This window comes from Catenuloplanes niger (assembly GCF_031458255.1).
GTDB classification, from domain to species: Bacteria; Actinomycetota; Actinomycetes; order Mycobacteriales; family Micromonosporaceae; genus Catenuloplanes; species Catenuloplanes niger.
In genome coordinates this window covers 584,087-599,264 of record NZ_JAVDYC010000001.1, presented here as the reverse complement: position 1 = coordinate 599,264, position 15,178 = coordinate 584,087, and the positions used below count along the sequence as shown (strand labels likewise).

Genomic DNA, 15,178 nt, shown 5'->3' with positions numbered 1-15,178 from the left:
TGTCTCTCCTCCGGACCGCGGATGAGCCCACAGCCTAGAGCGAAACGATTTCTGTTTTCATTAAGGGGTCGGTCGGCGCCCGGGTCAGCGTCGCGCGGCCCAGGTGGCGTAGTCGATCGCGCCGAGCCGGGCCGTGCCCGGCGCCGGGACGAGGCCGTCGTCCGGCAGCGCCGCGCCGAAGTAGCCGGCCGCCGGGTCGGCCACCACCGTGCGCGGGTCACCCTCGAGCGCGCGGGCCACGATCTCCGGGAACTCGAACACCTCCGGGCCGGCCACCTGCACGGTGCCGTTCGCGGCCGGGCCCGTCGCCACCTCCGCGACCAGCGCCGCCACGTCGTCCGCCGCGACCGGCTGGAACTTCGCCGGTGCGATGCGCACCTCGGTGCCGGTCGTGGAGCTCGCCGCGATTCCCGCGATGAACTCGAAGAACTGGGTGGCCCGCACGATCGTGTACGGCACGCCGGACTCCTTGACCAGCTGCTCCTGCGCGACCTTCGCCCGCAGGTAACCGGAGCCGGGCAGCCGGTCCGCGCCGACGATCGACACCACCACGTGCTGGCGTACGCCCGCCTTCCGCGCCGCGGCCAGCAGATTCCCGGTCGACGTGGTGAAGAAGCGCAGCACCTCCCCGTCGCCCCAGGCCGGCGCGTTCGTCACGTCCACCACCGCGTCCGCGCCGGCCAGCGCGGCGTCCAGGCCCTGGCCGGTGACGCTGTCCACGCCGTTGCCCGGCGACGCCGCGATCGCCTCGTGCCCCTCCGCCCCGAGCCGTGCCACGACCTTCGCGCCGATCAGGCCGGTACCGCCGATGACTACGATCCGCATGTGCTGTTCCCTCCGATGAGAGTCGTCATCGGCAAGGACCGGGCCCGCCCGGGTTTTGTGACGGCCCGGGTGAACCTGCGGCTCCGGAGCTCGTTGTAGACGTCAACGGAATCTGGAGGTGCGGTGAACGACGAGATCGACCGTGGCGGCGTCCTGGTGCACCTGATCGAGTACCGTGAGCGGCGCCGGCGTGCCACGCCGGCCGGGCCCACCTGCCCGGCCGCCGCCCGCTGCCGGATGAGCCCGCTCTGCCGCAGCTGGAACCAGTGCCTGCCGCGCAGCCCCGTGCTGTCGCCCCGTACCGCCTGAGTTCTAGGATCCGTGGATGCCGTCGTCGGACCCGCCACCCCCGGATTCCTCAGTGGACGGCCACGGTGGCAGTGCGGGACTCGCCGCGTTCCTCGGCACGCGCGACCGGCTGTTCGGCATCGGCTACCGCATGCTCGGCAGCGTGGCCGAGGCCGAGGACCTGGTCCAGGAGACGTGGCTGCGCTGGCAGCGCACCGATCACGCGACGGTACGGGACCCGGCCGCCTACCTGGTCACCACGATCACCCGGCTGGCCATCAACGAGGTCACCTCCGCCCGCGCGCGCCGCGAGACCTACCCCGGACCGTGGCTGCCGGAACCGATCGCGACCGGCCCGGACCCCGCGCTCGGCGCCGAACGCGCGGAGGCCCTCGACCTCGCCGTGCTGATGCTGCTGGAACGGCTCGGCGCCCGGGAACGCGCCGCCTACGTGCTCCGCGAGGCCTTCGACTACCCGTACCGCCGGATCGCCGAGATCCTCGAGGTGACCGAGCCGAACGCGCGGCAGCTCGTCACCCGCGCCCGCGCCCACCTGGCCGGGCACCGCCGCGCACCCGCCGACCCGGCCGACCACCGGCGGCTGCTGGAGGCGTTCCTGGCCGCGGCGCGCGACGGTGACGTGCGCCGGCTGGAGACCGTGCTCACCGCGGACGCGGTCTACACCGCGGACGGCGGCGGCGTGGTCAGTGCCACGCTGCGCCCGGTCAGCAAGCGGGTCCCCGAGTTCGTGGCCGGCATCGCCGCGAAGCTGACCGCGGTCCCCGGCGCGGCCTGGTCGGTCGTGACCGCGAACGGCGGCCCGGCGCTGCTGGTCACCGCGCCGTCCGGGCCACTCGTGCTGATGACCGTGGAGGTCACGGACGGACGGATTCACCGAGTTCTCGCGATGCGGAACCCGGCGAAACTTCGCGCGTTCGCCTGATCTCCAGGATCACGGCCGCCAGCCCCACGGCGACCAGCACCGTCCCGGCCACGGCCAGGTACCCGCCGTACGCCTCCGGGCGCGGCGCCACCCACTGCCCGGCGACCCACCAGCTCACGTGGAACCCGCCGTGCACCGCCACGGCCGGCCAGACCGACCCGGTCCGCAGCCGGAACGCGGTCGCCAGCAACGCGAACCCGATCGGCAGCAGCAGGAACAGCAGCTGCTCGCCGACGGTGCGGGCACCGGACCGGGAAATCAGGTGCGGTACGCCGAAGACCAGCACGGACAGCGCGGTCACGCCCCACAGGGGCAGCCGGCCCAGCGCGGACTGCACCAGATAGCCGCGGAACAGCACCTCCTCCGGGACGCCCTGCAACAGGAACGACTGGGTGAGCATGATCAGCACACCGGTCAGCAGCGTCCACCGCGGCACGTCCGGCAGCGCCGGCGCCGGCGTGGTCAGTCCGAACGCGACGGCCAGCCCGGTACCGGCCGCGGTGCACGCGGCGATCACGGCCAGCGCGGCCACGCTCGCCCGCAGCGCCGGCCGGCCCAGCCCGAGCGCGGACACCGGACGCCGGTCCACGCCGCGGACCAGCGCGACCGCCAGCCCGATCCCGGTCACGGTGGCGCACAGGTGGGACGTCACGGTCTGCCCGGTGCCGGCCGGGAGGAGCAGCGCCACGAGGCCGGAGACGATGGCCACCAGCATCGCGATCAGCGTGAGCACCGCCCGGACCGGCAGCGGAACGCGTATCTTCGTCGTCGTCATGCCCCGGAACGCTATGGATCCGCGCGGAAGCGCACATCGCGCCGCGGTCATGACCACTACCATGACCGAGGTCATGGTCGCGCCTCCTCCGCACGCCGGACGACCGCCGGTGCAACCGGTCCTACGCTGAGCGGATGAACCGGGATCGACCGCGCCTGATCGGCGTGCTCTTCTGGGGCTGCGCCGGGTCGTCCGCGGTGCTGCAGGCCCTGATGTGGCAGGTGCCCGTGCCCGCCCGCCTGGCGTCGGCCGCGACGCTGGTGCTGCTGGCGCTGCTCTGGCCCGCGCTGCGGTGGCGGCGCGGCACCGGACGCTGGCCGGTCACGACCGTGTTCCTGCTGCTCAGCGTGCTCGGCGGCAGCGTCGACGGCTCCAACGTCAGCCTGTTCCTGCTGCTGATCGCGCTCACCAACGTCACGCTCGCGTTCGGCCCGCGGGCCGGCGCGCTCACCACGGCCGCGCTCGTCGTCGCGCAGTTCGCCGGCCAGCTCTGGCTCGGGCACCGGACGCCGCTCTGGGCCGCGTACGAGACGTTCGCCATCGCGCTCTACGGCGTCTTCGTGATGACGCTGGCCACCGCCGTGAACGAGGCCCGCGCCGCGCGCGACCGCGCCGACCGACTCCACGACGAGCTGGCCGAGGCCCATCGAGATCTGCGCGGGTACGCCGAGCGCGCGCACGAGCTGGCGGTCGCGGAGGAACGCGTGCGGATGGCCCGGGAACTGCACGACTCCGTCGGCCACCACCTCACCGTGGTCAAGGTCGGCCTGGAGAACGCGGAACGCTGGCGCGACCGCGAACCGGACGCCGCCTGGCAGGACGTCCACCAGGCCAAGACGCTCACCGGCGACGCGCTCCAGGAGATCCGCCGCGTGGTCCGCGCGCTCCGCCCGTCCCAGCTGGACGGCCGCCGCGGCAGCGACGCGCTGCGCGACCTGGCCGGCTCGTTCCGCGGCACCGGCCTGGACGTGGAGATCACGGTCGACGGCGCGGAGCGCCCGCTCGGGCCGGTGCGCGAGACCGTCCTGTTCCGGGCGCTTCAGGAGTCGCTGACCAACGCGCTGCGCCACTCCGGCGGCACCCGGATCGAGGTCCGCCTCGGCTTCGCCCCGGACGCGGCGCGGCTCACCGTGACCGACGACGGCCACGGCGCCGCGGGTGCCCCGCACGGCTTCGGCCTGACCTCGCTGGCCGCCCGCGTCCACGACGCCGGCGGCACGCTGACCACCACCGACCCGGCCTCCGGCGGATTCCGCGTACGCATCGACCTGCCCGACCCGCCACCGCACCGCAGCGCCGCCCTGCCGCGACCGGTGCCCGGCGCCGCGGTGCCGCCCGGCGCGGGTGACGCCGTGCCACGGCGGGGGCTCGGCACCGCGACGAGGCTCGGCGCGGGTGACGCCGTGCCTCGACGCGGCGCCTGCGACGAGGCGACGCCGGCGTGAGCGGCGAGCCGATCCGGGTGGTGCTGGTCGACGATCAGGATCTGATGCGCCGCGGGCTGCACCGGCTGCTGGAGCTGGAGCCGGACATCGAGGTCACCGGCGAGGCCGCGTCCGGCCCGGCGGCGCTCGCGCTCCCGACCCTGGCCGACGCGCACGTGGCGCTGGTCGACGCGCGCATGCCGGGCATGACCGGCGTCGAGCTGATCGCCCGGCTCACCGCCGAGCGTCCCGAGGTGCACGCGTTGCTGCTGACCACGTTCGACGAGGACGAGTTCGTGTTCGGCAGCCTCCGCGCCGGTGCCCGCGGCTTCCTGCTCAAGGACGCCTCGCCGGAGACGCTGGTCGCCGCCATCCGCTCCGCCGCCCGCGGCGACACCGTCATCGACGGCCAGGTCGCGTCCCGGGTCATCGCCCGCCTCGACGACCCGCCACCGCAGGGGCCGCCGGTCCAGCTGTCCGCGCGCGAGGACGAGGTGGCCCGGCTCGTCGCCACCGGCGCGTCCAACCAGGAGATCGCCCGGACCCTGTTCCTGACCGAGGGCACCGTCAAGAACCACGTCTCCGCCGCCCTCCGCAAACTCGGTCTCCGCGACCGCACCCAGCTCGCCCTCGCCTACGCGCGCCGCGGATAGCCCTCGACGGCCACGTCCCGCGGACGCCCCGGTGGCCGTGTTTCGTGGCTGCCCGCGGGACCGCGTCCCGTGGGGCATCGATGGCCGCGTCCCGTGGGCCCCGAGAGCCGCGCGGCGCGGACGGCCATCGACGGCCGTGCGGCGCGTGGCGCGGGTGCCGGAGGCGGCGGGCGCGCCGTCTATCCGCCGCCTATCTCGCGTTCATGATTCGCCGATCACCACGAGGTCTCATCGGATACGGGCCCGGCACGCCGCCGGGCCGCCGTGACGAGGAGACGACGATGAACACCGACATCCTGGCCGCACAGGTCACCGGACCGGTCCTGACGCCGGGCGACGCCGGGTACGAGGAGGAGACCGCGACCTGGAACCTGGCGATGACCGGCCGCCCGGTGGCGGCGGTCGGCGCCACCTCCGCCGCGGACGTGCGGGCCGCGGTCCGCTTCGCCGCCGCGAACGACCTGCCGATCGCGGTCAGCGCGACCGGTCACGGCCAGGCCCGGCCGGCCGACGGCGCGCTGCTGATCAACCTGCGCCGGATGAACGACATCGTGATCGACGCGGCCGCCGGTACCGCCACGGTCGGCGCCGCCGTCGAGATGCAGGACCTGGTCGACGCGGCCGCGAAGGCCGGCCTGGCGCCGCTGGCCGGTTCGTCGCTGAACGTCGGCACGGTCGGCTACGTGCTCGGCGGCGGGCTCAGCTCGACGCTCGGCCGCACCTACGGCTGGGCCGCCGACCACGTGCGCGCGGCCGAGATGGTGACCGCGGACGGCGAGCTGCGCACCGTGGACGCCGCCACCGCACCGGACCTGTTCTGGGCGATCCGCGGCGGCAAGGGCAACTTCGGCGTGATCACGTCGCTCACCGTCGGCCTGGTCCCGGTCACCCGGCTCTACGGCGGCGGCATCTTCTTCGACGGCGCGGACGCCCGCCCGGTGCTGGACGCGTTCCGCCGCCTGGTCGCGGACGCGCCGGACGCGCTCACCGCGTCCGTGGCGTTCCTGCGCCTGCCGCCGCTGCCGTTCGTGCCGGAGCCGCTGCGCGGCCGGCTGACCGTGCACCTCCGGGTCGCGTACCTGGGCGACGCCGCGGAGGGCGAGCGCCTGGTCGCGGACGTGCGCGCGGCCGCCACGCCGCTCATCGACGCGGTCGGGGAGATGCCGTACACCGCGTTCGCCACGATCCACGCCGACCCGGTCGACCCGATCCCCACGTACGAGTCCTCCGCGCTGCTGCGCGACTTCCCGGCCGAGGCCGCGGACGCGCTGATCGCCGCGGCCGGCCCGGGCGTGGACACGCCGGTGCTGATGATCGAGGTGCGGCAGCTCGGCGGCGCGCTGGCCCGCGACCCGGAGGTCCCGTCCGCGACCGGCAACCGGACCGCGCCGTTCCAGCTGTTCCTGGGCGCGGCCGGCGCGCCCGGCATGGACGAGGCGCTGCGCGAGCCGCTGTTCGCGCCGATCCGTGCGCTCGAGCCGTGGGCCTCCGGACGCCGCCAGGTCAACTTCCTCGGCGGGTACGACCAGGACGCCGTGGACGTCAGCGCGGCCTACGAGCCGGAGGCGTGGGAGCGCCTGCGCGCCGTCAAGGCGGCCGTCGACCCGCGCAACCTGTTCCGGGTCAACCACAACATCCCGCCGCGGGACTGAACCGGTCCGGGAGGTTGTCGCGGCGGCGATAACCTCCCCGGGAGTCCCCTTTCAATATGCAGAATTCACGTGTTCGGTGTTCTCCCGGCCGGTGACGACGGGCTAGAAATGCGGCACCCCCTCAGTCCGCAGGCACGTTCGTCACAGGCAGGGAGCACAACCATGAACCGCACCCTCCGCCACGCCACGGCCGCCGGCGCCGCGGCCACCGTCCCGCGACGGCTGCCGGCCGTCGTGCGCCTCAGCGCCGCGTTGGTGATCGCCGCCGCCGGCCTGCTCACCGTCGTCGTCGCGTCCCCCGCACAGGCCGCGGCCGTGTCCCAGCCGCTGCGCACGATGGTGGCGAACCTGCCGGTCGCCACCGAGGTCCGCACCGGCTACGACCGCGACCTGTTCAACCACTGGATCGACGCGGACGGCGACGGCTGCAACACCCGCTACGAGGTGCTCATCGCCGAGGCCACCACCGCGCCGTCGGTCGGCTCCGGCTGCGCGCTCAGCGGCGGCCGCTGGACGTCCTACTTCGACGGTGCCGGCTGGACCGACCCGGCCGACCTCGACATCGACCACCTCGTCCCGCTCGCCGAGGCGTGGGACTCCGGCGCGCGCACCTGGTCGTCGTCGCAACGCCAGTCGTTCGCCAACGACATCGGTGACGCCCGTTCGCTCGCCGCCGTCACCGACAACGTGAACCAGTCCAAGGGCGACCAGGACCCGGCCGAGTGGCTGCCGTCCGTGACGGGTGTCCACTGCCGCTACCTCACCGAGTGGACCGCCGTGAAGACCCGCTGGGGCCTGACCGTCGACACCACCGAGAAGAGCCGGCTCACGTCCATCGCCGCCGGCTGCACCAACAGCACGGTCACGGTCGACGTGGTGATCGGCGCCGGCCCGACCACCACCGCCACCCGGACCGCCACCGCGTCCCCGACCGGCGGCGCGGCCACGTGCACCGGGACGAACGCCACCGACGTCACCGTCCCGGACGCCGGTTCGCCGGTGACCAGCACGATCACCATCTCCGGTTGCTCCCGGCCGGCGGCGTCCAGCGGCTCCACGGTCTACGTCAACGTGGTCCACCCGTTCCGCGGCGACGTCTCCGTCTACCTCTACGCGCCGGACAACTCCTACTACGTGCTCAAGGCGGCGTCCTCGTCGGACGGTGCGGCGAACGTCAACGCGACCTACACCGTCAACTTGTCCGCGGAGACCGCGAACGGCGCCTGGCGCCTCTCCGTCAAGGACAACGCCGCCGGCGACACCGGCTACCTCAACACCTGGACCCTGACGGTCTGAAACACCTGGACCCTGACGGTCCGACCGCTCCCGGTGCGGTCACGCGTCACGCGTGGCCGCATACCGGCGGCGTCGCGCCACCGGGTTGTCCGGGACCACCCGCTGACGTGCAGGGAGGCCGCCCGCGGCCGACCGGTGCCCGCGGGAGCACTGGGAAGGTGACCACGCCGGGAGCGGGAAAGCCGGCTCGGAAAGGCCTTTCCGCCTCGGCGGGCGCGTCAGCCGCGGACGGCGGCCGTGCTCATCAGGGCGTCGAGGTCGCCGGCCGGCATCGGGCGGGCGAAGAGGTAGCCCTGACCGTGGGTGCAGCCGAGCAGCTGGAGCTCGGCGGCCTGGGCCGGGGTCTCGATGCCCTCGGCGACGGTGCGGAGGCCGAGGACCTGGCTGAGGCGGATGACGGCCTCGACGACGGCGGCGCCGGCGGGGGTGCTGTCCAGCTGCGAGACGAAGCTGCGGTCGATCTTGAGCACGTCGACCGGGAGGCGGGTCAGGTACTGCAGCGAGGAGTAGCCGGTGCCGAAGTCGTCGACGGCGATGCGGACGCCGTGCGTGCGGAGCAGGGCGAGGGCCGGGACGGCGGCGTGCTCGTCGACGATGGCCGACTCGGTGATCTCCAGGACCAGGTCGGTGGCGGCGAGACCGGTGCGGGCGAGGACCGCGAGCACGTCCGCGACCAGCGTGGGTTCCTGCAACTGGCGCGGCGAGATGTTGACGCTGGCGTAGATGCCGCTGCCCGGGCTGCGCAGCTGCCACGCGCGGACCTGGCGGCAGGCCTCCTCCAGCACCCACAGGCCGAGCGCGGTGATCACGCCGGTGCGTTCCGCGACCGGGATGAACTCCACCGGTGAGACCGGGCCGAGTTGCCGGTGCCGCCAGCGGACCAGCGCCTCCGCGCCGACCGGCCGCCCGGCCGCGAGGTCGACCAGCGGCTGGTAGAGCACCTGCAGCTCGCCGGCGTGCAGCGCGTCCTCGAGCGCGTCGGCCAGTACGCCGTCCCGGGCACGCCGGTCGACCATCGACGGCTCGTAGAGCTTCCACAGGTGCTTGCCGGAGCGTTTCGCCTCGTACATCGCGAGGTCCGCGCGGTGTTGCAGCTCCTGCGGGGTCTCGTCCCCGTCCATGACCGCCACGCCGATGCTGGCCCGCACCGGGATGCTGTCCGCGCCGGCCCGCACCGGCGCGGTCGCGAACGCGGCCAGGATCCGCGCGGCCACGCCGGTCGCCTCCGCGCGGTCCACGACGCCGGTCAGCAGCACCACGAACTCGTCCCCGCCGACCCGCGCCGCGGTGTCCGCGGACCGGATGTGCGCGCGCAGCGTCCGCGCCACCTCGATCAGCACCATGTTGCCGGTGTCGTGCCCGTAGCGGTCGTTGACCGGCTTGAAGTCGTCCAGGTCCACGACCAGCATCGCGATCCGCTCGTGCCGGGCCGTCGCGCGCTCCAGTCCGGCGCGCAGGCCGGCCAGGTTCGCCAGACCGGTGAGCGTGTCGGTGACCGCGAGTTCCCGCGAGTCCCGCAGCGAGATCACCTGCCGCACCAGCAGCGCCCCGATGATCGCGCTCTGGGCCAGCACCAGCCCGCCCCAGAGCGTGAAATGCTCCTCGATGATGGTGCCGCCGAGCAGCACCGCGTTCCCGGCCGCGACGCTGGCGAACGGCAGGTACGCCGACCAGGACGGCGACTGCACGGGCGTGCTCGGCCGCCGGCCGGCCACCGCGCCCGCCGCGTCCGCCCGCATCGCCGCGACCGTCAGCACCAGCGACGCCAGGCTCAGGCTGACCACGACCACCGCGGATTCCGCGGCCTGCTCGCCGCGCGCGCCGACCGAGGCGTGCAGCGTGTCCGCTATCGCGTACAGCAGGACACCGCCGAGCAGCGTGGTGATCGGGTCGCCGAGCCGGGTGACGCCACCGCGCAGCAGCACCGCGCAGACCGCGACCACGAGCAGCAGGTTGCCCAGCGGATAGCCGATCGCCATCACCCAGGCGATGTTCGGGGCGCCGTGCAGGGTGGGGTGCAGCGCGACGAACCAGATCACCATGAAGGCGCCGTTGAAGACCGCGTAGGTCTCGGCCGCGAACGCCCAGCGCTGCCGCCCCTCCATCCGGCGCACCGAGATGCTGAGCACGGACGCGGCCAGGCAGCCGAACATGCCGAGCCCGCAGAGCACCCCGGCCCACCAGAACGCGGCGGAGCCGATGACCGCGTCGACGCCGAAGGCGAGCGTGGTCAGCAGCGAGAGCGCCCGTCCCGCGGCCGCGAGACGCCAGATGACCCGTCCCCGGTGCCGGGCGGCGCGCAGCGAATAGACGACGCCGAGGGCATCCAGGGTCAGCAGCGACAGACCGAAGATCGCACTGCGTGCGTCCGGCACCGTCAACGCGACGACCTGCGCGACGACCACGAGCCCCGACAGCACGACCGGCGCCGCACCGCTCCGTCGTCCCACCGTCATCCCCTTCGCGCGTTCGGTGTTCGACCTCTCGCATCGGCGGGATCACGCGAAAATCAAGCAATACTCGCTTTAAGGACATTCGCCACGGTACGGAACGCGCGCATTCGGTGAACTCGCCGTCACGATAAGGTAGCCGAACGTAACGTAGGTCCGGCATCATGGACGGTCGGCAGTCAATGTCGTCGAACGGATGGTGCCCTCGTGAAGCGTCGCGTCCTCGTGTTCGCCGCCGTCGTGGCCGGGTTGCTGGCCGGGTTGCCCGGCGTCGCGCCGGCGGCACCGCGGCCGTCGCGGGCCCCGGCCGGCTTCGTCAACCTGACCGACGTGGATCCGACGATCCTGCGTGACATCCGCTACCGGGGCTTCCACAACTTCGTGGGGCGGCCGGTCGACGGGTATCGCGAGCCGCTGTGCGTCCTCACCCGGCCGGCGGCGGAGGCGCTGTCCCGGGTGCAGGCGGGCCTGCGCGCGAGGGGCTACACGCTCAAGGTGTACGACTGCTACCGCCCGCAGCGCGCGGTCGACCACTTCGCGGCGTGGGCGGCGGACCTGGACGACGAGCTGACGAAGCGTGAGTTCTACCCGGAGGTCGAGAAGACCCGGCTCTTCGAGGACGGCTACCTCGCCCGCCGGTCGGGGCACAGCCGGGGCAGCACGGTGGACCTGACGATCGTGCGGCTGCCGGCGCGGCCGCAGCCGCCGTACGTCCCGGGGCAGCCGCTGGTCCCGTGTTTCGCGCCGGTGTGGCAGCGTTTCCCGGACAACACCGTCGACATGGGTACCGGTTACGACTGCTTCGACCCGCGCTCGAACACGCTGGACCCGCGGATCTCCGGCCGGGCGCTGGCCAACCGGCTGATGCTGCGCGACGCGATGGCCGCGGCCGGGTTCAACGACTACGACCTGGAGTGGTGGCACTTCACGCTGGCGGGTGAGCCGTACCCGGACACGTACTTCGACTTCCCGGTCGCCCGCCGCGCGCTGCCCTGACCGGTGCCGTGCTGTCCTGGCCCGGTGCCCGACGGTCCGGTGTGACCCACGTCACCCGCTGAACGCAATCTCCGCCGTGTCGCGGCGACGACCTACCGGGCGTGAACCACAGTGCGGGAGTGACCGGACTCGACGAGGAGGCGTTGCTGCGCCGCGTCGGGCGTGGTGATCGGGCCGCGTTCGACGAGTTCTACCGCCGCACCGCACCGTGGCTCGCGGTCCGCCTGCGCCGGCGCTGCCGGGACGACGACCTGGTGGCCGAGGTGATGCAGGACGCGTACGTCGCGGTCTGGCGGGCCGCGGCCGGTTACGTGGGTGATCCGATGGGTGGGAGCGCGGCCGGCTGGCTGTGGACGATCGCCGCCCGGCGGCTGGTGGACGCGTTCCGGCGCGCGGCCCGGCACGACGAGGTGCCGCTGGCCGGCGAACCGCCGCGGGCCACCACGCCGGCGGCCGAGGACGAGGTGCTGGACGGGATCCCGGACGCCGCGCTCGCGGCCGCGCTCGGCCGGCTGGCACCGGAACTGCGCGCGGTCCTGCGCGCGATGGTCCTGGACGGGCTGACCGCGCGCGAGACGGCCGCGCTGCTCGGCGTGCCGGAGGGGACCGTGAAGACCCGGGTGCGCCGCGCCCGCATCGAGCTGCGGAGGGCGCTGTCATGAGCGATGCCTGTGTTCCGGCGGACCTGCTCGGCCGGTACGCCACCGGAGACGACCTGCCGGAGGAGACGCTGTGGGTGCTGGAGGCGCACCTCGAGCGCTGCCCGGCCTGCCGGGCGGCGCTCGCCGGCGCGATCGAGGCCGACCCGGTGCTCCCGGCGCTGGTCGAGTCCGTGCGCGTGGCGGTCGCGCCGCGGCTCGGACCCGGCCGCGGCCGGCTGTGGGGTCTGCGGCACCGGGCGCGCCGGGCGCAGGCCCGGTGGGCGGTCCCGGCCGTGCTGCCCTGGCTGGCCATGACGGTCGCGGTGCCGCTGGCCGCGACGCTGCTCGAGGCGGCCGGGCCCGGTGACATGCCGCCGCTGCTGTTGCTGATCGCGCCGCTGGTGCCGGTGCTCGGCGTCGCCGTCTCCTGGAACCGGTGGACGGATCCGGCGCACGCGCTGGTCGCGGTCACGCCGCGGGCCGGGCTGACGCTGGTGCTGCGCCGCACGCTGGTGGCGCTGCTGGTCACGCTGCCGCCGGTGGTGCTGGCCGGTCTCGCGGTCGGCACGTCCCCGGCGCGCTGGCTGTTGCCCGGGCTCGCGTTCACCACCGTGGTGCTGGCCGCCGGTGCGCTGGTCGGTGTGGGTCGCGCCGCGGCCGGCGTGACCGCGCTGTGGTCGCTGGCCGTGGTCGTACCCACGCTGGCCGACGCCGGGGACCCGGTGGTCCTGGACGCGGCGGCGGCCCCGGGCTGGCTCGTGGTCGCGCTCGCCGCGGCCGCGGTACTGACCCACTTCCGCGACCGATACCGGCTCGACCGGTCGTGAACCGGGCCGTGAACCGGGCCGGCCGCGGCGAGGCCCGGCGGCGCTGCCGGCCGGAACGCGGATCAACGGCCCGGCCGCGCGCGGGCGGGCGCTCCATCCGGGACCGGCGTCCTGCCGGCGATCCCGGAACGACAGGAACGGACAGGAGAAGAATGCGTGCGATAGGGGACGACCGGCCGGTCGCCTGGCCGGTCCGGGCGGAGGGACTGTCGGTCCGCGCCGGCCGCCGGCTCGCGGTCGACGGAGTCGACCTGGACCTGGGGCCGGGAGTGCACGGCGTGCTCGGCCCGAACGGCGCCGGCAAGACCACGCTGCTGCGCGCGCTGGCCACCGTGACCCCGCCGGCCGCCGGCACGCTCGACCTGGCCGGCCAGCCGGTCCACGGCGGCGGTGACCTGCGCGAGGTCCGCCGCCGGCTCGGCTACCTGCCGCAGTCCTTCGGCTGCTACAAGCGTTTCACCGTACGGGAGTTCGTCGAGTACCTGGCCTGGCTCAAGGAGCTGCCGGCGCACGAGATCCCGGCCGAGGCGCAGCGCGTGATCGACCGGTGCGGACTGACCGAGCGCGCGGACGAGAAGCTGCGCACGCTCTCCGGCGGCATGATCCGCCGGGTCGGGCTGGCGCAGGCGCTGGTCGGCGACCCCGGGCTGCTGATCCTGGACGAGCCCACCGCCGGCGTCGACCCCGGCAACCGCCAGGAGTTGCGCGCACTGCTGCGCGGCCTCGGCCGGACCGCGTGCGTGGTGCTCGCCACCCACGTGATCGAGGACGTGGCCGCGGCCTGCACCGACCTGATCGTGCTGCGCGAGGGCCGGATCGTGTTCCGCGGCACCCCCGCGGAGCTGGCCGGCCGTGCCGATACCGGCGGCGATCCCGGCGACGACGTGACGAGCAGGTACGAGCGAGGGTACGCGGAGGTGCTCCGATGACGATCCGCCCGGCACTGCTGGAACTGCGCCGTACCCTGCTGCCCTGGCTGGTCGCCGCGATGCTGTTCGCGTCCTGGGCGATGACCTCGGACGGCATGGATCCGCGCTGGCCCGGCCTGGTGAACGCGACCGTGCTCGGCCACCGCGCCGCGCTGGTACTGCTCTGGCCGCTCGCGCTGACCGCCGGGGTGTGGATCGGCCGCCGGGACGGTGCGGCCGGCACCACCGAGCTGATCGGCGTCACGTCCCGCGGTCCCCGGTCCCGGCTCGCGCCGCGGGCGGCACTGCTCGGCGCCGGTCTGGCCGCCGTCTACCTGGCCGCGCTCGCCGAGACGCTCGGCCGGGCGGTGCTGGACGCGGAGACGTACTGGCCGGCCGGCTGGCCCTGGTCGCTGCTGACCGGTGCGCTCGGCGTCGCCGCGGCCGGCCTGCTCGGTCTCGCGCTCGGCCGGCTGCTGCCGTCACTGTGGACGGTCCCGGCGGCGCTGGTGCTCTCCACCGGGTCGCTGGTCACGCTGGAGGTCCTGGCCCAGGACCGGTCGAGCCGCGCGTTCGCGCTGCTGCCGTCGTATCTGCCGGACGACGGCACCGCCGGCGAGTTCGTCCGGTTCAGCGCCGCCACCGTGGCCGGCCAGACGATCTGGTTCGGGGCGCTCGGCGCGGCCGGTTTCCTGTTCTACGCGCTGCCGTCGCGGCCCCGCCCGGCCGCCCTGCTGCCGGGCACCGCGGTGCTGGCGGCCGGTCTGGCCGGCGCACTGCTCGTGCTTCCGCCGGCCGGGCGGGCGACGGCCGTCGACGCGGGTGCCACCGCCCAGGTCTGCGCGGACGGTACGCCGCGGGTGTGCGTGACCCGGGCCTACGCGCGGACGCTGCCGGAACTGACCGGCCCGGCCCGCGAGGCGCTGACCGCGCTGAGCCGCCTGCCGAACGCGCCGGTCGCGCTGGTCCAGGACGAGCATGCGTTCGGCGTGCGCACCGCGCAGGACCCGTCGACGGTACGGGTACGCCTCACCGTCGACGGCACCGGCGCGCTCGTCACCGGCGGCACCACGCTGGTCGAGGACCTGCTCGACGGCGCGGGCACGCTCCGCTGCGAGGACTACACCACGTCCGGTGCCGACGTCCGCCAGCGCGCCGCCCGCGCGGTCGCCGCGTTCTGGCTGCTCGGCCGGCCGGCACCGCCGACGTCCTACACGGACGCCGAACGCGTCGCGACCGCCCGGGCCTGGGATGCGCTGCACGGGCTGCCGCCGGCCGAGCAGGTGTCCCGCGTCGCCGCGCTGCGCGAGGCCGGTCTGCGGTGCCGCGGCGACCTCTTCGAGATCCTGACCGGCGCGGCCTGACCCGCGGCGCACCGAAGGGCCGCCGTCCTCGCCGGTGCCGAGCGCGGCCGACCCTGATGCGGCCGGGGTACGGCGTAACTCGCGTGGGGTAGCGGGGATGGCTCCGCCGCCGGACGACGGGGGCGGCGGCCCGTCC

Annotated in this window: 14 protein-coding genes; 11 read left to right on the top strand and 3 right to left on the bottom strand. The window is 74.6% G+C overall.

The genetic code is table 11. From position 1 onward, the window contains the following. Positions 1 to 84: 84 nt before the first annotated feature. A complete protein-coding gene (locus tag J2S44_RS02655; RefSeq protein WP_310408718.1) occupies positions 85 to 825 on the bottom strand; it encodes an SDR family oxidoreductase in 741 nt (246 codons plus the stop codon). Between the two features lie 123 nt (positions 826 to 948). Between J2S44_RS02655 and J2S44_RS02650 the strand changes: the two genes are divergently transcribed. Beyond that, positions 949 to 1,134, top strand: a complete 186-nt coding sequence (locus J2S44_RS02650; RefSeq protein WP_310408716.1) for a hypothetical protein — start codon at positions 949 to 951, stop codon at positions 1,132 to 1,134. Between the two features lie 16 nt (positions 1,135 to 1,150). Next, the gene (sigJ, locus tag J2S44_RS02645) at positions 1,151 to 2,056 is read left to right on the top strand and encodes an RNA polymerase sigma factor SigJ (protein ID WP_310408714.1); all 906 of its coding nucleotides are present in this window, start codon (positions 1,151 to 1,153) and stop codon (positions 2,054 to 2,056) included. On the opposite strand, the gene J2S44_RS02640 is transcribed toward sigJ, so the two are convergent. Next, positions 1,989 to 2,831, bottom strand: a complete 843-nt coding sequence (locus J2S44_RS02640) for a CPBP family intramembrane glutamic endopeptidase (protein ID WP_310408712.1) — start codon at positions 2,829 to 2,831, stop codon at positions 1,989 to 1,991. The genes sigJ and J2S44_RS02640 overlap by 68 nt on opposite strands. Positions 2,832 to 2,965: 134 nt before the next feature. Between J2S44_RS02640 and J2S44_RS02635 the strand changes: the two genes are divergently transcribed. The 4 genes from J2S44_RS02635 to J2S44_RS02620 all read left to right on the top strand — a co-directional run bounded on the left by J2S44_RS02635 (position 2,966) and on the right by J2S44_RS02620 (position 7,856). Next, complete coding sequence (locus J2S44_RS02635) at positions 2,966 to 4,276, top strand: sensor histidine kinase (protein WP_310408710.1); 1,311 nt, start codon at positions 2,966 to 2,968, stop codon at positions 4,274 to 4,276. Beyond that, entirely contained in the window at positions 4,273 to 4,908 is a 636-nt protein-coding gene (locus J2S44_RS02630; RefSeq protein WP_310408708.1) for a response regulator, read from the top strand. Before J2S44_RS02635 ends, J2S44_RS02630 begins: the two co-directional genes overlap by 4 nt. A 281-nt stretch (positions 4,909 to 5,189) precedes the next feature. Then, a complete protein-coding gene (locus tag J2S44_RS02625; protein ID WP_310408706.1) occupies positions 5,190 to 6,560 on the top strand; it encodes an FAD-binding oxidoreductase in 1,371 nt (456 codons plus the stop codon). Between the two features lie 162 nt (positions 6,561 to 6,722). Next, the gene (locus J2S44_RS02620) at positions 6,723 to 7,856 is read left to right on the top strand and encodes a proprotein convertase P-domain-containing protein (protein WP_310408704.1); all 1,134 of its coding nucleotides are present in this window, start codon (positions 6,723 to 6,725) and stop codon (positions 7,854 to 7,856) included. Positions 7,857 to 8,074: 218 nt separating this feature from the next. On the opposite strand, the gene J2S44_RS02615 is transcribed toward J2S44_RS02620, so the two are convergent. Then, positions 8,075 to 10,306: a putative bifunctional diguanylate cyclase/phosphodiesterase gene (locus J2S44_RS02615; RefSeq protein ID WP_310408702.1), complete on the bottom strand. Its 2,232-nt coding sequence runs from the start codon at positions 10,304 to 10,306 to the stop codon at positions 8,075 to 8,077. A 207-nt stretch (positions 10,307 to 10,513) separates the two neighbouring features. Here J2S44_RS02615 and J2S44_RS02610 point away from each other — a divergent pair, with 207 nt between their 5' ends. From J2S44_RS02610 to J2S44_RS02590, 5 genes are all read left to right on the top strand, one after another. After that, positions 10,514 to 11,302, top strand: a complete 789-nt coding sequence (locus J2S44_RS02610) for a M15 family metallopeptidase (RefSeq protein WP_310408701.1) — start codon at positions 10,514 to 10,516, stop codon at positions 11,300 to 11,302. Between the two features lie 119 nt (positions 11,303 to 11,421). Then, complete coding sequence (locus J2S44_RS02605) at positions 11,422 to 11,964, top strand: RNA polymerase sigma factor (protein WP_310408700.1); 543 nt, start codon at positions 11,422 to 11,424, stop codon at positions 11,962 to 11,964. Further along, positions 11,961 to 12,770, top strand: a complete 810-nt coding sequence (locus J2S44_RS02600; RefSeq protein ID WP_310408699.1) for a zf-HC2 domain-containing protein — start codon at positions 11,961 to 11,963, stop codon at positions 12,768 to 12,770. The genes J2S44_RS02605 and J2S44_RS02600 overlap by 4 nt, the downstream gene beginning before the upstream one ends. A 152-nt stretch (positions 12,771 to 12,922) precedes the next feature. After that, entirely contained in the window at positions 12,923 to 13,699 is a 777-nt protein-coding gene (locus J2S44_RS02595) for an ATP-binding cassette domain-containing protein (RefSeq protein WP_310408697.1), read from the top strand. Then, the gene (locus tag J2S44_RS02590) at positions 13,696 to 15,042 is read left to right on the top strand and encodes a hypothetical protein (RefSeq protein ID WP_310408696.1); all 1,347 of its coding nucleotides are present in this window, start codon (positions 13,696 to 13,698) and stop codon (positions 15,040 to 15,042) included. Before J2S44_RS02595 ends, J2S44_RS02590 begins: the two co-directional genes overlap by 4 nt. Positions 15,043 to 15,178 lie beyond the last annotated feature (136 nt).

Coding starts and splice junctions, on each gene's coding strand:
- J2S44_RS02655 (WP_310408718.1), bottom strand. CDS start 825: ATGCGGATCGTAGTCATCGGCGGTACCGGCCTGATCGGCGCGAAGGTC.
- sigJ (WP_310408714.1), top strand. CDS start 1,151: ATGCCGTCGTCGGACCCGCCACCCCCGGATTCCTCAGTGGACGGCCAC.
- J2S44_RS02640 (WP_310408712.1), bottom strand. CDS start 2,831: ATGACGACGACGAAGATACGCGTTCCGCTGCCGGTCCGGGCGGTGCTC.
- J2S44_RS02635 (WP_310408710.1), top strand. CDS start 2,966: ATGAACCGGGATCGACCGCGCCTGATCGGCGTGCTCTTCTGGGGCTGC.
- J2S44_RS02625 (WP_310408706.1), top strand. CDS start 5,190: ATGAACACCGACATCCTGGCCGCACAGGTCACCGGACCGGTCCTGACG.
- J2S44_RS02620 (WP_310408704.1), top strand. CDS start 6,723: ATGAACCGCACCCTCCGCCACGCCACGGCCGCCGGCGCCGCGGCCACC.
- J2S44_RS02600 (WP_310408699.1), top strand. CDS start 11,961: ATGAGCGATGCCTGTGTTCCGGCGGACCTGCTCGGCCGGTACGCCACC.
- J2S44_RS02595 (WP_310408697.1), top strand. CDS start 12,923: ATGCGTGCGATAGGGGACGACCGGCCGGTCGCCTGGCCGGTCCGGGCG.
- J2S44_RS02590 (WP_310408696.1), top strand. CDS start 13,696: ATGACGATCCGCCCGGCACTGCTGGAACTGCGCCGTACCCTGCTGCCC.